This is a genomic window from uncultured Ruminococcus sp., assembly GCF_947301925.1.
Lineage (GTDB): Bacteria > Bacillota > Clostridia > Oscillospirales > Ruminococcaceae > Ruminococcus.
Map to the genome: position 1 here is coordinate 561,381 of NZ_CAMYUE010000001.1, position 20,784 is coordinate 582,164.

Annotated in this window: 24 protein-coding genes and 1 tRNA gene; 6 read left to right on the forward strand and 19 right to left on the reverse strand. The window is 43.4% G+C overall.

From position 1 onward, the window contains the following. Positions 1–29 precede the first annotated feature (29 nt). The 5 genes from Q0Y65_RS02680 to Q0Y65_RS02700 all read right to left on the reverse strand — a co-directional run bounded on the left by Q0Y65_RS02680 (position 30) and on the right by Q0Y65_RS02700 (position 3,655). Positions 30–1,085 carry a leucine-rich repeat protein gene (locus Q0Y65_RS02680; RefSeq protein ID WP_297956575.1) on the reverse strand — a complete coding sequence of 352 codons (1,056 nt, stop codon included), beginning with the start codon at positions 1,083–1,085 and terminating at the stop codon, positions 30–32. A 120-nt stretch (positions 1,086–1,205) separates the two neighbouring features. Then, positions 1,206–1,376, reverse strand: coding sequence for an LPXTG cell wall anchor domain-containing protein (locus tag Q0Y65_RS02685; RefSeq protein WP_297956578.1), 171 nt, complete (start codon positions 1,374–1,376; stop codon positions 1,206–1,208). A 101-nt stretch (positions 1,377–1,477) separates the two neighbouring features. Next, complete coding sequence (hydG, locus tag Q0Y65_RS02690; RefSeq protein WP_297956581.1) at positions 1,478–2,929, reverse strand: [FeFe] hydrogenase H-cluster radical SAM maturase HydG; 1,452 nt, start codon at positions 2,927–2,929, stop codon at positions 1,478–1,480. A 17-nt stretch (positions 2,930–2,946) separates the two neighbouring features. Then, complete coding sequence (locus Q0Y65_RS02695; RefSeq protein ID WP_297956583.1) at positions 2,947–3,369, reverse strand: NUDIX domain-containing protein; 423 nt, start codon at positions 3,367–3,369, stop codon at positions 2,947–2,949. Between the two features lie 37 nt (positions 3,370–3,406). After that, positions 3,407–3,655 carry a TM1266 family iron-only hydrogenase system putative regulator gene (locus tag Q0Y65_RS02700; protein ID WP_297956586.1) on the reverse strand — a complete coding sequence of 83 codons (249 nt, stop codon included), beginning with the start codon at positions 3,653–3,655 and terminating at the stop codon, positions 3,407–3,409. A gap of 436 nt (positions 3,656–4,091) precedes the next feature. On the opposite strand from Q0Y65_RS02700, the gene Q0Y65_RS02705 reads away from it, so the two are divergent. The 3 genes from Q0Y65_RS02705 to Q0Y65_RS02715 all read left to right on the forward strand — a co-directional run bounded on the left by Q0Y65_RS02705 (position 4,092) and on the right by Q0Y65_RS02715 (position 5,790). Next, positions 4,092–4,586 (forward strand): hypothetical protein, encoded by a 495-nt coding sequence (locus tag Q0Y65_RS02705; RefSeq protein ID WP_297956589.1) that lies wholly within the window; start codon positions 4,092–4,094, stop codon positions 4,584–4,586. Between the two features lie 54 nt (positions 4,587–4,640). Continuing rightward, positions 4,641–5,546 (forward strand): protein kinase domain-containing protein, encoded by a 906-nt coding sequence (locus tag Q0Y65_RS02710; protein ID WP_297956592.1) that lies wholly within the window; start codon positions 4,641–4,643, stop codon positions 5,544–5,546. 159 nt (positions 5,547–5,705) lie between these two features. Further along, positions 5,706–5,790, forward strand: a tRNA-Leu gene (locus Q0Y65_RS02715). Positions 5,791–5,988: 198 nt separating this feature from the next. On the opposite strand, the gene Q0Y65_RS02720 is transcribed toward Q0Y65_RS02715, so the two are convergent. The 13 genes from Q0Y65_RS02720 to Q0Y65_RS02780 form a co-directional block, all read right to left on the reverse strand. Then, positions 5,989–8,295, reverse strand: coding sequence for an ABC transporter permease (locus Q0Y65_RS02720; RefSeq protein WP_297956595.1), 2,307 nt, complete (start codon positions 8,293–8,295; stop codon positions 5,989–5,991). 88 nt (positions 8,296–8,383) lie between these two features. Beyond that, positions 8,384–9,064: an ABC transporter ATP-binding protein gene (locus Q0Y65_RS02725; RefSeq protein WP_363293498.1), complete on the reverse strand. Its 681-nt coding sequence runs from the start codon at positions 9,062–9,064 to the stop codon at positions 8,384–8,386. A gap of 4 nt (positions 9,065–9,068) precedes the next feature. Beyond that, a complete protein-coding gene (locus tag Q0Y65_RS02730) occupies positions 9,069–9,197 on the reverse strand; it encodes a hypothetical protein (RefSeq protein WP_297956600.1) in 129 nt (42 codons plus the stop codon). A gap of 21 nt (positions 9,198–9,218) precedes the next feature. After that, the gene (locus tag Q0Y65_RS02735; RefSeq protein ID WP_297956605.1) at positions 9,219–11,594 is read right to left on the reverse strand and encodes an FtsX-like permease family protein; all 2,376 of its coding nucleotides are present in this window, start codon (positions 11,592–11,594) and stop codon (positions 9,219–9,221) included. 5 nt (positions 11,595–11,599) lie between these two features. Further along, positions 11,600–12,319: an ABC transporter ATP-binding protein gene (locus Q0Y65_RS02740; protein ID WP_297956608.1), complete on the reverse strand. Its 720-nt coding sequence runs from the start codon at positions 12,317–12,319 to the stop codon at positions 11,600–11,602. 240 nt (positions 12,320–12,559) lie between these two features. Then, entirely contained in the window at positions 12,560–12,976 is a 417-nt protein-coding gene (locus Q0Y65_RS02745) for a hypothetical protein (RefSeq protein WP_297956611.1), read from the reverse strand. A gap of 56 nt (positions 12,977–13,032) precedes the next feature. Continuing rightward, a complete protein-coding gene (locus tag Q0Y65_RS02750) occupies positions 13,033–13,251 on the reverse strand; it encodes an acyl carrier protein (protein ID WP_297956613.1) in 219 nt (72 codons plus the stop codon). Between the two features lie 25 nt (positions 13,252–13,276). Beyond that, positions 13,277–14,284, reverse strand: a complete 1,008-nt coding sequence (locus Q0Y65_RS02755) for a 3-oxoacyl-ACP synthase III family protein (protein ID WP_297956615.1) — start codon at positions 14,282–14,284, stop codon at positions 13,277–13,279. Then, complete coding sequence (locus tag Q0Y65_RS02760; protein ID WP_297956618.1) at positions 14,281–14,517, reverse strand: acyl carrier protein; 237 nt, start codon at positions 14,515–14,517, stop codon at positions 14,281–14,283. The genes Q0Y65_RS02755 and Q0Y65_RS02760 overlap by 4 nt, the downstream gene beginning before the upstream one ends. Before the next feature lie 13 nt (positions 14,518–14,530). Next, positions 14,531–15,538 (reverse strand): hypothetical protein, encoded by a 1,008-nt coding sequence (locus Q0Y65_RS02765; RefSeq protein ID WP_297956621.1) that lies wholly within the window; start codon positions 15,536–15,538, stop codon positions 14,531–14,533. Then, positions 15,528–15,773 (reverse strand): acyl carrier protein, encoded by a 246-nt coding sequence (locus Q0Y65_RS02770; protein WP_297956624.1) that lies wholly within the window; start codon positions 15,771–15,773, stop codon positions 15,528–15,530. Before Q0Y65_RS02770 ends, Q0Y65_RS02765 begins: the two co-directional genes overlap by 11 nt. A gap of 1 nt (position 15,774) precedes the next feature. After that, a complete protein-coding gene (locus Q0Y65_RS02775) occupies positions 15,775–16,461 on the reverse strand; it encodes a GNAT family N-acetyltransferase (protein WP_297956627.1) in 687 nt (228 codons plus the stop codon). 212 nt (positions 16,462–16,673) lie between these two features. Beyond that, positions 16,674–17,408 (reverse strand): recombinase zinc beta ribbon domain-containing protein, encoded by a 735-nt coding sequence (locus Q0Y65_RS02780; protein WP_297956629.1) that lies wholly within the window; start codon positions 17,406–17,408, stop codon positions 16,674–16,676. 37 nt (positions 17,409–17,445) lie between these two features. Here Q0Y65_RS02780 and Q0Y65_RS02785 point away from each other — a divergent pair, with 37 nt between their 5' ends. From Q0Y65_RS02785 to Q0Y65_RS02795, 3 genes are all read left to right on the forward strand, one after another. Next, entirely contained in the window at positions 17,446–18,189 is a 744-nt protein-coding gene (locus tag Q0Y65_RS02785; RefSeq protein ID WP_297957060.1) for a GTP-binding protein, read from the forward strand. Between the two features lie 65 nt (positions 18,190–18,254). Beyond that, positions 18,255–19,196, forward strand: a complete 942-nt coding sequence (locus Q0Y65_RS02790; protein ID WP_297956632.1) for a metal ABC transporter permease — start codon at positions 18,255–18,257, stop codon at positions 19,194–19,196. 43 nt (positions 19,197–19,239) lie between these two features. Continuing rightward, positions 19,240–19,809, forward strand: a complete 570-nt coding sequence (locus tag Q0Y65_RS02795) for a hypothetical protein (protein WP_297956636.1) — start codon at positions 19,240–19,242, stop codon at positions 19,807–19,809. A gap of 317 nt (positions 19,810–20,126) precedes the next feature. On the opposite strand, the gene Q0Y65_RS02800 is transcribed toward Q0Y65_RS02795, so the two are convergent. Continuing rightward, on the reverse strand, positions 20,127–20,756 hold the full coding sequence (locus Q0Y65_RS02800) for a hypothetical protein (RefSeq protein WP_297956638.1): 630 nt from the start codon (positions 20,754–20,756) through the stop codon (positions 20,127–20,129). Positions 20,757–20,784: the final 28 nt, after the last annotated feature.

Below are 20,784 nucleotides of genomic sequence, written 5' to 3' on the forward strand. Positions count from 1 at the left end.
TATCCCCCCTCATACATTATATATGTAGGTCAGCTGAGGAAAAAGAACTCCTCGGGGGTACGTTCGCCTCCGCTGGAGATATAGGCATAGTACGATAGTATCACGCAGGCATCGACCGCGTTGACCTCAAGATCGTCGTTCACATCGGCTCTTGCGGTCTGTGCCTCGTCAAAGCTCGACTTCATATCATCGGTAACGGATCTTGCATACTCCGCAAGCACAAGACAGGCGTCATTTGCGTTTACATCGCCGTCGGCGTTGATGTCTCCGTACATGAAATCAAACTCAACAAAGCCGAGACCGTTTTCCTTTGCATACTTTTCCGCAGCGGAACCCTTTACTCCGTATATCTTGGCTTCGTTAACGCCCTGATACTCTCCCTTCTGGAAGAGATAGCCTATACTGTGATCCCCGATTTTTGTGACCGAAGGAGGTATCATGACTCTTTTCTGGAAGTAATTATTCTCTGCGGCAGTGGCTTCAATCTCCTTAACGCCGCTGCACAGCCGCAGAGTGTAGAGATCATACATGAAATGGGTAGTATGGTCGCGGAACACCTCTACTCCCCCCGGTATAGAAAGAGCATTAACGCTTTCACACATCTGGAACGCAGCGCTCCCCACAGACTTCAGTCCTCTGTTAAGCTTCATTCCGCTTATGGAGTTGCAATTGCTGAAGCCGAGATACTCTATGGACTCAAGGTTTTCGGGGATATTTACGTTTTTCAGATTTTCGCAGCAATAAAAAGCGTGATTTCCTATAGTGCGGACAGTATCAGGAAGCTTTACGGAAATGATATTCTCATTATGCTCAAAGGAGTAATCACCTATCTTGTCGACAATGATATCGTCAACCGACTCAGGGATCTCTATCTCGTCCATATCGGAGAGGCATTTTTTCACCTGAAACCTGAGAGGCTCAACCGAATATATTGAATATCTTATCCCGTCCTGTTCGACGACCGTGTTCAGTTTGTATTCTTTTGCAGGCTCGGCCGAAATGTCTTCCTCTGCAAAAGCCGCTGCGGGAGCCGATGTGCAAAATACGGCTGCCGTAAGCAGTGCTGCGATGATTCTGTGTCTCATAGGTTTTCACTCCATTCCGTAAAATCTATAATAAGCTTTCGGCAGCTGCATAAGCAGCTGCCGTAGTATGCGGATAACATGATATCAGAGAGCGGTTTATCCCGTACTCAGGCTATGTCATCATTCCTCATCGTCGTCGTCATCATCGTCTCCGCCTTTTCTCTTGGCAAAAACTGCCGAGCCTACAGCCAGCAGCACTGCGGCAATGATTATACCGATGAGAACGCCCTTGGGGAAAGTATCACCTGTCTGCGGAATCGCCGCAGCTAATATCATAAGTGTTTCAAGCATTTGTATTGTCCTCCTGTAAATATATGTTTATCAATGCAATTGTAGCACAATGAACCGGATTTGTCAAATATAAAAGCCCTGCAAATGCAGGGCTTTTGATATCAGAATCTGAAATCGCGCTTGCCGCCGTTCTTTATCTCGTCAAGATAGTCCATAGCACGCTGTCTGCGCTTTTCGTCGGGAACGTTCAGTATCTCCCTGGCGATAAGCGCCTCACCGACAGCCTTTGTCTCGGGTGAAGCATAGTCCGAAAGATACTCCTGAAGTGTCATGAGCGCATTGGGGTGGCAGCAGTTCTGTATCTGGCCGACCTTGCAAAGCGCCATAAAGCGGTCGCCTGTACGTCCTTCACGATAGCAGGCTGTGCAGAACGAAGGGATATAGCCGCCGTCCATGAGCCACTTCACTACCTCGTCAAGAGAACGCTGGTCGGATACGTCGAACTGCTCTGTATCGTGGGGACGCTCCTCGGGAGTATATCCCGCATAGCCGCCTACAGATGTTCTTGATCCGCCCGATATCTGTGAAACGCCGAGGCCGAGAACCTTTTCGCGGCAGGCTTCGCTCTCACGGGTGGAGATTATCATGCCTGTGTAAGGAACAGCGATACGGATACAAGCAACCAGCTTTGCGAATGTATCATCGTCGATACCGTTATCGAATACGGAAGGATCAATGTCAGCAGCCCTTCTTATACGGGGAACGCTGATGGTATGCGGACCTACGCCGTGAACGGCTTCGAGGTGCTCTGCGTGCATGAGGAGGCCTGCGAACTCGTATCTGTACTTGTCAAGTCCGAAGAGAACGCCCAGACCAACGTCGTCTATGCCACCGTCCATAGCTCTGTCCATAGCCTCGGTGTGGTACGCATAGTTATGCTTGGGTCCTGCGGGGTGGAGCTTCTCGTAGCTCTCCTTGTGGTAGGTCTCCTGGAAGAGGATATATGTTCCGATGCCCGCTTCCTTGAGCCTGCGGTAGTTCTCAACGGTAGTAGCTGCGATATTTACGTTTACACGGCGTATAGCGCCGTTTTTGTGCTTGATGGAGTAGATAGTGTCGATACATTCGAGGATATACTCGATAGGATTGTTCACAGGGTCTTCGCCCGATTCTATGGCAAGTCTCTTATGTCCCATATCCTGAAGGGCAATGACCTCCTGACGGACTTCCTCCTGGGTCAGCTTCTTACGGGGGATCTCCTTGTTCTGCATATGATAGGGACAGTATACGCACTGGTTAACGCAGTAATTTGAGAGATAAAGAGGAGCAAACATTACTATTCTGTTGCCGTAAAAGGCCTGCTTTATCTCTCTTGCAAGCTCGTACATCTTCTCGGTCATCTCGGGGATATCACAGGCAAGAAGCACGCTTGCCTCACGGTGAGAAAGTCCTGCGCACTCTACTCCTCTGCCTGTTTTTCTCGGCTTTGCCTTTTCGAGTATCTCCTCGAGGAGTTCGCGGTTGTTCTTATTCTTGTCGGCGTACTCTAAAGTAGCCAGTATCTCCTCATCATTTATAAATTCTTCCGCTTTTAATGACTTTACATCATACATATATATTACCTCCGTTTTTAATTCTCAAAAATGATGTCAAGAGCCCAGTTCTGCATTTCCCAGTACATTCTGCCCTTGATATCTCCGTATTTTATCCACAGGAATTCATGATCCTTTTCCATGGATTCAGATTTCCTTGAGATCATTTCCCCGACATAATAGGTCTGTATCGGGTGAAAAAAGCCTATTTCATCATGGTAGCAATAAGTTTCCGCAGAGCACACCTTTTTCTTTACGGAAACCGTATAACCTGCTTCTTCCATACATTCCCTTTCAATGCAGCTGATATGCGCCTCTCCGCTCTCAATTCCTCCGCCGACAAAGAAATATCCCTTCGGAGTGCGAATAACCCCGACCTTATCACCACGGACAGGGATTAGATAGGCTCCTTCTCTGTCAGTATACTCAGCTTTCTCCTTTGTACCAAAGACCTTGTGCATGATATCACCTCTCTGTATTCCTATACATAAGCAAGCCTTACTTTTTAGATATCGCAGCCTTGACAGATACTCCCTGTATCTGTCCGAGCCTTCCCGTAAGACTGCTTATGACATCTGGCTCTGCGTCAAGCGCCACCGATATCAGTGATATCCCTCTTTCCTTGTAGGGAATTCCCATACGTCCGATAATAATGTCACTGTGGTCGTGAAGTACATTATTGACCTCCACAGAAGCCGACTGCTCGTCAATGACTATTGCTACGACCGCTATCCTCTTGTTTTCCATTTCTCCTCCTTTACAGGCAGAAAAACGGCAGTCAACAAAAAAACTCCGCCCGAAAAAACGGACGGAGAGTATCTGCCATATAATAAGTATATCGCTCAACTGCCATCCGATAACAGAGTATGCACCCTGCTGCCCGAAAACAATAATTTTTACCGGCCGAACAGAAGATAAATCCCCTGCCCCGCTGTTCATATTCTATCACATTGTCACAAGATTGTCAATCTTATGATGTTAGTACATACTAAATCCTGTTGTTTTGTGCTTTTACAAGTAATAAAACTGTTCCATTGCAACAGTCAGAGTCAACTTCTTTTGTGCAATTATAACAACGAAGAAAGTGTTTTTTCAAATAAATATATAATTTTTCAAAAATCACTGGACAAAAGAATTTATTTGTGATATACTTATTTTAGATTTATTTTTGAGGTGATTATTAATGGGTTTATTCTCATTTTTCCAGGGCGGAGCTAAATATTTCGATAAAAAGATCGATCCAAAGTGCGATTACTGCACATACGGAAAAAGAACTAAGGACGGCAACAGAGTTCTCTGCGAAAAAAGAGGTCTCGTTGAACAGAATTATTCATGCAAGGCTTTCATCTATTCTCCCCTCAAGAGAATACCTGTAAAACAGCTCAGATTTGTGGGCAGTATCGCTGACGACGATCTGTATATCGAATCAAAGGGCGATCGCACCGAAAAGGAAGCGGCTGAAAAGAAGGCCAAAGAAGAGGCTGCTCCAAAGCCTAATACAGAGGCTCCCGTTCAGGCAGAGGCACCTGCTCCTGCTCCTGAAGCAGCACCTGCTCCCGCTCCCGCTGAGGCTCCTGTTCAGGAAAACATTCAGCAGGAAGCACAGGAGATCTCATCTCTTGCAGAAGCTGCCAAGGCTGCCGAGGAAGCACTCGCTGCAAATGCTCAGACAGAATAATAAAAATGTATTGAAAGGAGGAGCTGCGCTCCTCCTTTTGTTTTCGGAGGCTATATGATAAAACAGACCATAAACGGTATCACCTACAGACTTAAAACTCCCCATGATCTTTCGTGGATAGAAGGTTTAGGACGGGTTTTCAGCGTTATAGACGAAACAGGCTCGGGCTGTATATGCTTCGGAGTTGAAAAGAACGGCCAAAAGTTCTTTCTCAAGGTGGCAGGCGCCGATACTATCGAAGCCGAGGTCTCACCGAAGACATCAGTGGCTATGCTCAGGGACTCCGTACAGATATACAGAGATCTTGCTCATCCGAATCTGATTCGACTGGCCGACTGCTTCCCCCACGGACAGTTTTATGCTGCCGTTTTCGACTGGGCAGAGGGAGAGGGACTGTTCGATCACTGGAACTTTGAAAAATACAAGGCTGAGAATATCCCCTCCCCACGGGAAAGATTTTTACAGCTTCCAGATATGAAAAAACTTTCAGCTGTGTCGGATATCCTTTCATTTTTTGAGCATACGGCAGAGAAGTCCTATGTTGCCTGTGATTTCTATGACGGAAGCCTTATCTATGATTTTAACGCCGACAAGCTTACTATATGCGATATTGATCTTTTCAGAAAGGCTCCCGTTGTAAACACTGTCGGCGCAGACTATTGGGGCACAAAACGCCTGAAGGCTCCCGAGGAATACATAAAGGGAGCTGTTATCGACCAGGTCACCAATGTATTTACTCTCGGCGCCCTTATATTCGATTTTTTCGGGAGCTTCACCGAAGAAGATATTGCAGCAAGATATGAAAACTCCGCTTTTATCCCATGCTCCCGCGATAAATGGTCGCTCTCAGACGAACTGTATGATGTGGTCCTTAAAGCTGTCTCTCCCTCTCGCACCGAGAGATACGCTTCAATCGAAGAATTCTCTGAAGCCTTTTCCGCTTGCACTCCGGTCTTTTAAAGTTTCACTTGACAAATAAGCCCAAAATGTGTATAATTACATTTGTTAGTTTTATGCGGGTGTGGTGAAATTGGCAGACACGCAAGATTTCGTTCGCGCTACGTCATTGAATTATAAAGCAGCTCATCTGTTTGTACAAAATCAACAAAATTTAATATTGCGGATGTGGTGAAATTGGCAGACACGTTAGATTTAGGTTCTAATACCGAGAGGTGTGCAGGTTCAAGTCCTGTCATCCGCACCATAAATAAAACGCCTCAATTGCAGTATACTGTAATTCAGGTGTTTTTTAACATCACTTCTAGAAAATCCATTATAATAATCAAAAGCAGGAATCCCTTAAGTTAATCATGAGATTCCTGCTTTTGATATTTTGAAACATGGATAAAAATGGAATATATATAAAGTGTCTGAACTAAAAAAATACAGACACATTATATCATCACTGCCTTCTAGCCTTGAGAGCCTCTATCATGTCGATCTTTCTGATCTTCCATGATAGCATAACTGTTGTGATCAATGTACATATAATAACAATCAGCAGAACTACAATTATACTTTTACCAGATATATCAGGATATATCTTGAGACTGTCCGTGGAAAATGTATTACAGTACACTGAAAGAAACTTAAAGCCCGCAGGGATACCTATAAGCATACCTGTTATCAGTATAAGTATATTCTCCAGAGATGCAAGCTTCCTAAGCTCTGAAAAGCGGAATCCCAAGACCCTGAATGTATTATATACATTGGTTCTTTCCATAAAGCTGAGTGTACTGAGATTATACAATACGATCATAACAAGTAAAATAGCCATTACTCTCATAAGAGAAAAAACGCCGTTAAGCACATTCTTGAAGTCTTCGAGATTATTCCTCTGCTGAGATGATGTCACGATCTGAGAAACTCTGCTGTCTAATTCAAGCTTGTCGGTATCGTTGATCTCACCTGCAAGAAGATATGAAGGCATAAATCCGATATCGGATTTTTCCCACTCATTACTGCTCACATAAAAACTCTGCGGCATACTTGAATGGATAAAGCCTGCAACGGTGAATTTGAAGTAATCATTATTCAATGATGGCGAAAGATATACAGTATCTCCCACATTCAGTTCAAGTTCTTCCGCAATGCCCTCTGTAACATATATACCTTCCTTATCAAGTGGGCTGCCCTCTGTATCTTTGAGACTGACATATTCACCATCAGAAAAAACAGTTACCAGATAGCTTTCTGCATCGTCCTTTTCATCATTAACATATGTGTATGCAGGAACTATTTCCATAAGCTGGCCTTCATATTCGTTCTGGAGTTTCTCTGCCTCATCCAACGTTACGCCCTGCTCAAGCTTTATTTTGTAAGAATATGTGAATTCTTCGTCATATGCTCTGTTTGTCATAGCTGTGACCGCATCCGGAGTTCCGAAGCTTGCCATAAGCAGCATTATACTTCCGCACACACTGATAACACCCATGATCAGTCTTGTTTTATGCCCGGCTGCGTCGCGCATTGACCACCTAAAACCGAAGTCTGTCTTATTCCAGAGAGAAGCGAACCTTTCAATAAATATTCTGCCGTTTCTCTTTGTATTCTCGTTCTTGTGCTCCTCGGGAAGTCCCTGAAGCCTCTTTCCGGAAGCAAGAAAAGCTGTCAGTACACAGAGAATAATAATACAGATAATAAGCACAAAAACGGTTGCGGTATGCTTTACAGACCATTCGGGCAGGGTAAAGACCGCCTTCTGTGTTTTAATGATCATATTTGAAAACGGGAATGACAGCAGATAGCCCGCAAGTGTACCAAGCACACTGATGAACAAACCATACAGCGCAAAATACCACATGAGCGTACCGTTAGAGTAACCCAGAGCTTTCAGTACGGACACATCAGACGACTGAGAGTCGATAAGCCTCTTGATAGTCGTATTGATCGAAAGAATTGCAAGGAGTATAAAGAGTACGGAAAACATTACCGATAATCTTTTAAGGTTTCCGATCTGGTTGAACATCTTGGATATCTCTGGCTGAGTATCTCTGTTATAGTAGGAGATGAACCTGTCCTGCAAGATATCCTTTACGGAGTTCTTCACCTCGGAATCCCAGCCTTTTATATCCACCATATTTCCGTCATACATTATGCCCAGCTTTTCTTTAACGCTGATGCCGACAAGTCCGTATCCGAACATCTCGTAATCAGGGGAATAAAAATCCTGTGAACCAACATAATAGGTCTTTTCCGACGAAAGAACAAGTCCGACTATTTTAAGCTCAAGCGCTGTTTCCTTATAGCTTATTTCTATACTGTCACCAATATCAAGGCCGTTACACTCCGCATATTTTGAATCCAGCCACAGAGCGTCTTCAATGCCGCTGTCGTATGCCATTCCCCTTTCTACGATAACTCCTGATACTTCATTGTTATCATTATATGAATCGAGAGAAATGTATGATGTTTTATTGGCGTCATTTTCAACCATTGCGGTGATCCTTGTCCTCAGCGACAACTCGTCAACGCCTTTTATACACTTTATTGCATCTATATCATCCTGAGTAAAGTATAAGGCGCTTACCCACTCATCGGACAATTCAGAACTGTCGATAAACCTGTCGAATTCATACTTCATTCCGTACCAGGCGCCTTCAAGTCCCGAAAAAACCATTACCGAAAGCAGCGACATAAGAAAAGCAGCTATAAACTGTACCTTGAATTTCTTGATGCTACGCATCATTTTCTTCAGAAAAAATGTCATATATGAAATACCTTTCTTCTTATATATACCGCGATATCACACATTAACAGATCATCGCTCCCTGACAGGAGCTCATAAACACATATTATCACGAATGTGTGATCTCATCAGATATGACCTTTCCGTCGCTTAGTCTGATAACGTGATCTGCCATATAAACTATATCAGGATTATGCGTAACGACAACGACCGCTGTGTCGTCGCTTTGCGAATACCTTTTCAGTATATCGAATATCTTATTTCCCGTTGCCACATCAAGAGCACCTGTAGGTTCATCGCACAGAAGCAGTTTGGGCGATTTTGCAACAGCGCGGGCGATCGCTACTCTCTGCATCTCGCCTCCCGAAAGCTGATTCGGGAAGTTCTTCATCCGCTTTTCAAGGCCGACATCCTTTATACACTCTGCGACCTTGTCAATGTTGTTATTCAGCTTGGCGGCGATACCAACATTCTCATATACCGTAAGATTTTCAACAAGATTATAGAACTGAAAAACAAATCCTACTCTCGTTCTTCTGTAATCGGTCAGCTGTCTGTCGGAAAAACCGGCAATATCCTCACCTTCAACGATTATCCCGCCTTTTGTGGGACGGTCCATTCCGCCGAGCATATTAAGCATGGTGCTTTTTCCTGAACCTGACGGTCCGAGGATCACCGTGAATTCTCCCGGATTGATCTTCAGGCTCACATCGTTTAGTGCAGTGATCTCATTATCACCTGATCCGTATTTCTTTACAAGATTCTTTATCTCTATCATTTCATACCTCATCAAATCAGTCCAAACCGTGCATTTCCTTTGCAAACTGAAGGATATGAGGTCCCGCAAGATGAAGGAAAAGCATAAATACAACGATAATGCCGAGTATGATAAGTATTTTTCTTATATTCTTCTTGTTTTTCATAATGATTACTCCTTTTTGATTTTACTCGTAATTGATTATCTCGCAGACAGGCTTGTTAAGGAATTTCTTTACAGCCAGATGGCTAACAGCCATGCAGCACAGAGAGATCAGCACAAACCAGATCATAAGACTTTTAAAGCTGTATACCCAGTCCAGCGGTGCTTCCAGAAATATCCTTCCGAAAGCCTTGGATAAATATATAGTAAGCGGGAATGCCGCCAAAGCTGATACAAAAAGACTCAGAACAGCTATAACTCCGCTTTCACACATGAATATCTTGATGATATCAATATGTCTTCCGCCAATGGACATCATTATGCCCAGTTCCTTGGCTCTCTCAGATATGTTCACCGTAATAAATGAAACCAGACTGATCAGTCCGACAACTATTACCATCAACGACACTATCATCAGAAAGCCTGCTATCAGTTTCAGATGATTGGCAAACGCAGACTGTACATCATTTATGCTGTTTGTGTTCTGGATATCTATACCGTTATCCGAGAGCCGCTTTTCAATATCACCATATATCTGAGAGCTTTCTCCCCCGTTTTCATCTAAGAAGAAGGCTATCTCGCGTACATATTCGTTCTCATTGTCAATATAAAACTTATTGTACTCCGTCTGATTCACATATGCCGCCTCGTCACCACCTATCTCCTTGACAATGCCGACGACTTTCCACTCTCCTGTTTTCTTATTTGTTGTAATCTGTATGCTATCGCCTATTTTGACATCAGGATGTTCAGAGTGGAAAAGCTGATTTATCACTATCTCATTATCGCCGTTATAGGAAAGGCCTTTTCCCGAAATAACAGGATAATCAAAAATGTCCGCATCTTTAGGTAGACCTGCAAGCAGGAAGGAATTGCTCTGTATTCTGTCTTCTCTGGTATAGAAAGCCATGCCTCCCGAAATGTACTCTTTGCGTCTGATCCATTCAGCTCCCTCAAGAGCCTTGTCAACAGCCTCGCAGTCGTAGTTTTTCGATGCTACCGCAAGAAAATCATAATTTATCCTCTTCTGAGCATTTGCTATTGTATTATCCAGAGATGCTCTTAGGTTTATTGAAATAATGAACACTGCACCGCCCACAGATATCGTGATGACCAGTATAAGCAGCTTCTTCAGATTCCTTACGGAATTGGAAATGCCCATTTTCAGTATAAGGTTCTTCCATCTGCTGAGAAATGATACTCTTTTAAAGCCGCTTCCTATGCCGCTCTGTCCGTCGAATAAGCAGCTCTTTATGCTCTTTCCGCAATACCTGACTATGGAAAAGGACGCAGCAGCCATTGGGATAATTATACCCACAGATATCTCAAGTGCAACAAGATAATGAGGTATCGTAAATGAGCTTATCTCAATATTGAGCATATCCGCACAGAATACAACTATCTTTTTTGACAGGAAGTACGCTGCAGGTACTGCGAGACATAAGGCAATAACACTTATTCTCGCAACCATAGCATAATACATTTCGCCTATTGAGCTGTTCTTTGCACCCACGGCCTTCATTATGCCTATCTGCTTCTTCTGATTATTCAGCAGAACGCTGATAAGATTTATGATAAGAACTCCGCTAAGTATCATATTCAGCGCCGCAAATATCTCAAAAAGGAACATAAGTGCATTTATCTGTTTTGCGTTTGGGTGTTCATTAGGTTCATTTATCTCACACCTGTTGACCATATGGCCGCTTTCAATGATCTTTTCTCTTATTCTGTATGCTACCTCGCTTATGTGTTCCTTGTCTTCCTTATGATCCTTTACAGTGAATAATACCTGTATAAAGTCTGTTGAACCGCCCATTTCTTCAAAGGTATCCTTGCCGATGAAACAGTATGCACACTTCTCTATCCATGCAGGCTTGAACCCCGGTGCCTTGACTATACCTTTTATTCTGACGCTTTCAGAGCTATACAGCGGTATCTTCAGCTCTGCATTGTCGCCCGGTTCACAGCCAACAACATTTGCGGAAAGCTCCTCCATAAGGACTTCGCCCTTCTGTGGCGGTGAGGCTCCGTCACTGAAACTGAATTTATTGATCCTTATATCGTTGAAGTCATCAACGACATACAGATAAGTCTCAACCGGATCGCCTTTGTCATTTATAATACGCGATCTAACCATTCTTCTCGGCTCAACCTCATCCAGCAGTTCGTCTTTTTTCAGCTCCTCCACCAGATCGTCATCAATATCATTCAGCCACAATGAAAAAGAAGCAGGTTCGGTATTGATATAGCTTATACTGCTTTCTCTTTTCAGTACGCTGAACGAGTCAATGATGAGACATACGCTCAGTATACCAACAAAGATACCGAGGATAAGGAGTAGTGTTCTGTTGAAATCCGACCACATATCACGGTTGATTTTTTTTCTTTGTGTTACCTGCATAAGTCTTACCTCTTACTGATATCGCTGAGGATATTTCCGTCTTTAATCGTAATAATTCTATCTGCACGTTCTGCCAATTCGTTATTGTGAGTTACCATAAGTATAGTTTTTCCGTCTTTGATAAGAGATTCAAAGAGCTGCATGACCTGCTCCGTTGTCTCTGTATCAAGATTTCCCGTAGGCTCGTCAGCGATTATAAGCTTCGGATCGTTCACAAGAGCTCTTGCAACGGCTGTACGCTGCTGTTCACCGCCTGAGATCTCCGAGGGGAATTTGTTCTCAAGATGTTCTATTCCCACAAGTTTCATGATCTCCGTGACCTTTTTGTCTTTCTCCTGCGAACTGATGCTCTTTACGGATTTTTCATACTTACTTACAAACTCTATTGGCAAAACGATGTTTTCCTTGACCGTCAAAGTAGGCATAAGCTGGAAAAACTGAAATACAATGCCTATGTTCTTACCTCTCCATACCGAAAGCTGTTTTTCACTGTATCCCGTGATATCATCTCCATCAAAAACCACCCTGCCGGATGTCGGTTTATCGATACCAGAGAGGATATTCAGCAATGTGGATTTGCCGCTTCCGGATTTGCCGATTATAGCTACGAACTGTCCCTTTTTTATGGACAGGTCCACCCCTTTCAGGGCTTTTGTTTCAGATTGTCCTTCACCGTATGTTTTTTCGACTTTTTCAACTACTAATAAATCATTCTTTTCACTCATAATTATTTCCCTATGCTTAAATACGCCTTTTTACAGGCTAACAGTACCGACGGCATACGATCATGCCGTTTTTCATGTGTAAATATTGAAATACGCCCCCTGACACATATTCTATTCAAGATAAGCCTGACAATGAATTCAAAGGATAATCTATATAAAGAATCACTATCAAAACCACCTCAATCATTGTCAAGCTTTCTTTTATAGATCATGATCATACAGCAGCTTTTATTTTATATATTATTCAGCCTTCTTGCTTTTGCAGATCTGTATCTGCTTATAAATGGCAATTATAGCAATTATGCCGAATGTGTGATGTAAAAGGTCAAAACAGAAGTGAATATCAAATCTGTCACCGCTGATGAGATGAGTTACCTGATGAATGATCATGAATACCGTATAGAACGCAGTAACACCAAGTGAAACGATCCTTGTCTTTAAAGAATCGAATGCTGCAATGACGAACTGCATGATGATATTTACCATTATCATAATGGCAAATATCCAGATTCCCTTCATACCAAGGTGATGAACAAAATCAACATTATCGTTGAGGAATGCTTCAAGTGTGTCGGTTGTCTGCATACTGATAGCCAGAAGTGCCATTGCGTTCCATGCAATACACGCTACGAGTTTGTTTTTTAAAAGTTTATCCATTTTCAAATTCTCCTTAATTGTGATAATATGATCGCTGCATGATCAATGAATATCATTTATTCAAACAGAGCTACAAGCTCACCAATGGTTCTGAAGTTCTTCAGATCATTCGGTTTTATAGGCGCACAGTGATTAACTGCCAGCTGTGCTATAAGTGTGATACCCGCAAGTGAATCCCAGTTTTCAACGGATTCAAGTTCGGTATCACATTGCGTTTCGTCAACATCCATTTCAAGGATCTTTGACAATATCGGATAGATATCCTTTTTTTCCATTGTATACTCTCCTTTGCTGCAATAATCAGAAATCAATTATAGTTCCGCCCCAGGATAAACCAACTCCGAAGCCGACTATCATGACCCTCATGCCTTTTCTGAGCTTTCCTTCAGCCATTGCCATGGACAATGCTATCGGAATTGACGATGATGCCGTATTACCCACATTTTCAATATTAACATAGAACCTGTCATCACTTATTCCAAGAACTGTTTTAAGAGTGCTGAGCATAAACATATTGGCCTGATGAAAAACAAACAGATCAATGTCATCCAGCTTTATCGCAGATCTTTCAAGCAGCTCTGCAACTGTTGCAGGAACTACTCTGAGCGAGAAGTCAAACACCTCGGAACCGTTCATATACAGATCGTTCTGTGACCGCACATTCCCATTTTCATCTGCTGTCTCAGCCGACGTCTGCTGCGAGCGCTGCATTTTTTCGCCGCCCGCAGGAATGATAAGCGAATTCTTTCCCGCTCCTTCGGTACCGAGCACAAAGCTTCCTATACCTCCTGTTTCAGTCCTCGATACAAGAGTTGCAGACGCACCGTCACCAATAAGTGTTTTAAGGCTCCTGTCCTTGTCATTAACGTATCTGCACAGAGTATCCGCTGTTATCAGCAGCGCATTATGTGCCGTTTCCGACTCTATCATGGACTTTGCAACTGACAGAGCATAAACAAATCCCGAACATCCCAGGCTTATATCAAAAGCCGCGGTATCAGGTCCCATTCCAAGCATACCGTGAAGTATACAAGCATTTGCGGGAAGCAGATGATCAGGAAGCTGTGTAACAAAAATAAGAAGATCAATATCTTCAACGCTGATTTTTTCATCTTCAATCAGCCTTACCGCTGCCTTGTAACCCATATCAAGGGAGGTTTCGTCATCTGCTGCAACGTGTCTGCATCTTATGCCTGTTTTGTTATATATCTTCTCACTGCTCCATGTATGTATCATATCGACGATCATATCATTATCCAGAAGCTTCTCGGGAAGATAATAGCCAACAGCCTTTATCCCGGCATTCATTGCTCCTCACCCTTCAGCTTTCCTATACATTTCAGTATATCATCAACAATGTACAACGAGGACAGTTCTTCGGAAGGGATCTTTATGTCAAATTCGTTCTCTACCTCGCATACAAGCTCGATAATGTCATATGATGACAGACCAAGATCCGTATCGAGCTTGCTCTCGGGTGTAATCACTATGTCATCGTCAAAAATACTGTTTCTTAATATATCACTTAATTTCTCAAACATTTTCTTCTCCTTATCACCAAAGATCTGATCTGTCCAGACCTGGGAAATGCTTCTTTGCTTCTTCAAGGTTTCTGATTATCCCGACACAAAGAGGCTTTCCGGACTCGTCGCGCTGAAGTCCAGCTATACACTGCATGAAGTACTCATAGTTGTTATGGAAAGTCGTTATACCAAAAGCCTGAACGACTATTCCTATCAACGTAGGCGGCCAAAGCTGTGAACAGTAGAATTTGTTCCTGAATCCAACATTATTCTTCTGAGCCATCCACGGGACAGAAAGAAGCTTCATAAGACTCATTATAAATTCTTTATGTGTCCTTGCAGTCAGAAGCTCTTTATCATAGCATTCAAAGCTCTCAGAGCTTTCATCCCATTTAAAGAAAGACGCTTTTATATCTTCAAGCTTAACAACAAAGCCATCTTTATCATAGGTGATATGATTCGCAAAACTATTGAATATCACTCTATTTCTGTCAATGGTACCATTTACGATAATACTATCATCTACGACCAGTTTATCATCCTTGAGAACAGCCTGTGTAAGCTCACGAATACGGTACTCGCTGCGCTGCTGTTGCCTTGCTTCCCTATATAACATACACGCTCCGAACATCAGTTCAAATACATGGCGGCAACATAGAGCAAACTGATCCGTTAGAAAGACCGCATTCGGCTCCAGCTTCTTCCCTACAGTCTTTTCTTTCAGATTCCTTGCAAGGAACTTATATGCACAAGGGATACCCTGACTTCCCTTAAAGGTCCTGTCAAGCTCCGCGTCTGTTATAATGCCGTCACTGTCAAGCTTTATGCTTATTATAGTCGGCAGTTGTATGTCATAATTTTGAACATCAGCCATATTACACTGAGTCGCTATTATCTCTACCGATGAATCTTCAAGTTCCCTGTAGAAATACTGTCCGAATCTGAGGCAGCAGGCTCCGTCGAGTATCAGCTTTCGGTGAAGCTCCACTATGCTCTCGATATCAATTTGCTTTACCGCTTCAATTTCCTCAAGCTTCATTTGTCACCTCTCCCATTCTGCACGAATAGTCATAAAGCTTGCTCAGCGAATTGACTTGAGTGATATCGTTGGTATCTATCCTAATGCCAAGCTCGCTCTCTACCTGTGATACAATACTGTATAAGGTAAGAGAATCAATGCCCATTGTCTCAAATGAATCCATTTTCTTAGCTTCCTCGGTATCAATACCAAATCGTTCGCATATCATGCCGACAAACTTATCATAATCTATCATTTTACACACCCTTTCGCATAACGTAATACTTTAAGAAATCATTCTTTTCAAAGCCATAGCTTTTGATTATCCTGTTGCTATCATGGTTGTTTTCTTCCACCCATGCCCAGAAATTACTGATCTTGTCATATTCGGAGAGGATATACGACAAAAGAAGTATACCTGCTCCGGAACCGTTGTATTCGGTGCTGCAAGCCAGCATATGAAGATAGCAGGTCGAACTGCTGACCATTTCATAAAGATAAACGCCAACGACAGCATCATTGACCTTAGCGCAGATAAGCTCTTCATCGTTTATCATTTCAGTTATCTTCTTCCGCGAAGGGAATCTTGCCACTTCATCAGAAAAAGCCTGGTGAAGTACATTTTCAATCTCATCTATCATGGAAGTATCTGTACGGCATACTGTGATATCACTGTAAAGCGGAGCTATATCCTCGTATCTGAAAGGGAGTTCACATTTTTTTCTGTTCATCTCCCACATCTGATAATGCTGGAATTTCTCAAAGGAATTATCCTCCATGATATCTATGTACTCTATGATATCAGTTTCTCTGCCTATGAGTTCAATTGTCTTGCTGTAAGGAGAGAACTGAGGCAAATCAATATAATCAAAAAGCTCTCCAAATGACTCTTTTTCTTTCAGAATAAAGGAAAAGTGCACATATTCTCCCTGTATATAATACATACAAACCATATCCGTCCCAAAACAGAAATCAGAATCCTCCGCCGAAGAGTATGCACATATCTCGTCTCTTGATATAAACACATTGGAAATGATCTTCTTCGAGCAGTTTCAGGCTCAGTAATCAAGCATCCAATATACTCACCGACATTGAAAGAAGTGCGAAAAGTTGATAATCCTCCAACAGTTGTCACCCACCCAAAAGGACAACCAAATTACGACTGATTGATTTCCACGCTATTCTGCGGAAGTAAGAGGTTTCTGCTGTCTGTGAGGGGCTTGCTGATGAACTTGTAGTAAATGTCAACCTTGCGAGGGGCGTTGTGTTCTTCGGGACGGGCGTGGACTACAATAAACTCTATCAGGTCAAGGCACAGCTCACGGGTAAGGCACGGCGCATCGCTCCACTTTTTCAAACGCTGAATGAATTTCTCAACGTCCTGTTCGTCCTGCTGTTCCTGCACTCTTGCTTTGCGGTACTGCTCTGCCTGTGCCGTAAGCTCCTTCTGCTCGGCAGTATACTTTTCAAGCATTCTCGCACTCAGATCTTCGGGAAGCTTGCCGAGCATTCTTTCCTCGTAGGTCTTGCTGATGATCGTGTCAAGCTCCGCCAGACGGCTCTCAGCCTGTTTCAGAAGCCGGCTCTCATCCTCGGTCTGCTGTTTACGCTCATTCGCCTTGATTGCAAGATAACGCTGTCTCTCGCTGTTCTCGTCCTCAATGACACGTTTCGCCCTTGCACGAATATCCTCAAGCACCAGCCCCTCAATGATACGCTGTAAAATTGAATGCGAGGAGCATACCTCCTTGCCGTGATTTGCATAAGTGTTGCAGATATAGGTGACGAGCTTATATTTGCCACGCTTTTTTGATTCATGGAACGTGGTGTTGTTTTTCAGCTTTGCCCCACAGTCGGCACAGTACATCAGACCGCCGAGCGGAAGTATCACTCCGCTTTTCGTGACCTTGCCATGACTGCATGACTTGTTGACCTCCTGCAGCTCCGTTGTTTCTGTGGTGGACGCAGACCGTATTTACAATGAGTTTCTCCGTGAAATTTCAATGGAGAACGATACGGAGGAGGGCGATATCATCAATCTTATCATAGACCAGATCGAGTTCTGCAACCTTATTATCCTCAACAAGACCGATCTTCTCAGTGCAGAACAGGTAACGGAAGTTACTGAGGCGATCCGTGATATTCAGTCTGAGGCTGAAATAATTCCGTGCGTGAACAGTGAAGTCGATACGGATAAAATACTTCACGGCAAAGAGTTCGACTATCACAGTGTTCTTGCTTCATCTTCCATACAGCGTGCCCTAAATACCAATGAGCCTGCCGACATGGAAGCGTGTATGGACGAATACGGTATCACTTCCTTCGTATATGAGGAAGTCCGCCCCTTTGACCGCGATAAATTTATGGCACTGGTCGACGAGTATCCCACAGAGCTTATCCGCACAAAGGGCTATGTCTGGTTTGCCGACGATGATGTGCATATCCAGCTTTTCGAGCAGGCAGGACGCAACGCAAGCGTCACCGAGCTTAACGAGTGGCTCGCCTCCTGCCCGCAGGAGGAGCTTGACGTTATGTTTGAGAACTACCCCGATCTGAAAGATGATTGGGACGATCAATACGGCGACCGTATAAATCAGCTCGTATTCATCGGGAAAGGATATAAAAAGGCAGATATTCTTTCAAAGCTCAATGCCTGCCTTGCAACTGCATAAATAACAGCATAAGCGCAGAAGTGCAGAAATACTTCTGCACTTATAATGAATGGAGTGTATAGTAAATGGCTGAAAACCTTGATAAGCTGCGGCAGTATTTTGAATATCCGTTTGTGAGATACGCCTTTGTAGTCGGGATACTTATTGCATTATGTTCATCACTGTTGGGCGTAACACTTGTGCTGAAGCGCTTTTCTTTCATCGGCGACGGTCTTTCTCATGTGGCATTCGGAGCTATGTCACTTTCCGCTACAATGCCTGTCATCATAAAAGAGACAGCCTTGTCATTCTCCCACTCCGACAGTCTGAGTCCGGGTATGCAGAATGTCGTAAACCACATTGCTGAAATGAATAATATGGTCATAGTACTGCCCGTCACTCTGCTGTGTGCCATTCTGCTCCTCAGAACAGGACAAAACACCAAAATAAAGGGAGACGCCGCTGTTGCAATGATCTCGGTGGGCGCACTTGCCATAGGCTATATGCTTATGAACCGCTACCCTTCGGGGGCTAACATCTCAGGAGACGTATGCAGCACGCTGTTCGGCTCGACCTCCATTCTGACATTAAAGCCGGAAGATGTAAAGCTGTGTGTTTATATGTCGATAGTTGTTATTCTGACATATATCCTTTTTTACAACAAGATATTCCCCGTTACATTTGATGAAAGCTTTGTAAGGGCAACAGGAGTGAAAGCAAGCGCATATAATCTGCTTATCGCTGTTGTTACCGCCCTTATCATCGTTCTGGCCATGAACCTTGTCGGCTCCCTGCTTATCTCAGCACTTATTATATTCCCTGCGCTTGCAGCTATGAGACTGTTCAGGAGCTTCCGCGGAGTTATCGTCTGCTCTGCTGTGATCTCGGTTTTATGTGCAGGATTCGGTATCGTATCGTCAATACTGTTCTCAACGCCTGTCGGATCGACAATTGTTGTATCAGATCTGGCTGTATTCCTGCTTTTCTCCCTGATATCAGTATTTACTGGAAGAAAAAAGGCTCGCTGATTAAAGAGCAGAAAAATATATATAATTGTGATGGAGGATAAATATGAAAAAAACAGTATTATTGATCGCTCTGGCAGCCATAGTAACAGGTATAACAGGTTGCAGCGGTTCTGACAACATTAAACTGCCGGATAATAATGCCGGCAATGATCAGACTATAACAAATGCGGCAGATATGACAACAGAAAACGATCAGGCTGCTCAGGACTTTATCAATGTGATACCCGAAAAACCTGATCTCAGTAACGGAGAAATAGATATTGATCTGACTCAACTCAGTTCAAGTATGGTATACGCTCAGGTATATGATATGGTGAATAATGGTGATAATTACCTCGGCAAGACAGTCAAGGTCAAGGGAGCGTTTTCATACTTTCAGGAAACAGACGGAAGAGAGTTTTTTGCCGTACTGATAAGTGATGCTACTGCCTGCTGTTCTCAGGGGATAGAGTTTGTTCTGAAGGGAGACTATTCTTATCCTGATGATTACCCCTCTGTGGGAACTGATATAACCGTTGTAGGAAAATTCGACTATTATAAAGAGAATTATTATACTTACTGTCAGTTGCTCGACGCTGAAATGGAAGTTGATAAGTCGCTGTCGTGGAATTAAATATCCTGTTCTTTCTCGGAAGATCATAATTGACAGCCTGTCTGTTATTGCGATACAATAATCAAGTATCTGTGCTTCATTTTAATTTCCAAAACGTTAAACTACCATATAATTCTGACACATTTTCATCAGCCATTCACTTCCGGAGTATCTATAATTACAATCAAAAGCAGGGATCCCAAAAGTTAATTGTGAGATCCATGAGCGATTCGAGGAGCATCTTTTCATATAAAAAGGCTGCGCAGCCAATCGGCCGCACAGCCTTATTTTCTGAGCTTTAATGGTTCTTTATAAATACACTGCTTTCAGTAAAGCCTTTATACCGAAGCGATTATACATATCAGAAGAACCGCCGTCATAAGGATATGGAACTTGCTTTTGGATACCGCCTCCCGCAGAGTCAGCTGACGGAACAGCATACGCGAGAGTATACCGTAGATAGCAGGCATGAGAACTGCAATAAGTGCCGCACCGTCAAGTCCCGCTTTCATGCAGAGGAAGAAAAACAGCAATGCAATTGCCTCAAGCACCAGCACCTCCATGCCCACATTTACTGTGTCGCCCGTCTTTTTTGCACTTTTTACAGAAGACGGCTCAAAAGAGAGTATTGCCGCTGCTTTATCCTCAGCTTCCTTCAGACTTTCGTTCACGGGAGCCTGCGGTCCGGACTCCCCTTCACTGCTGAGCTCAGTTCCGGTAACGATACTTTCCTCCGCAGCAGGCTCTGTGGGCTCCACGGACTTTTCCCTGTCAGACCGCACACTTTCACTTTTAACGTCAGCTGCCGTATCGTTTGCTTCTTCCTGCGGAGTATTTCCCTGCTGCACATTTTTATCCGCTTCCTTCTGCTGCTGAAGCTTAGGTGAGGACATTATTTTCTCACGCAGACGTGGATCAAGCGCCGCAAGCACTTTGTCAAGATCTTTGTTTACATTCTTATTCTGCATATATTTGCCCTTCTTGATATGTATTTGG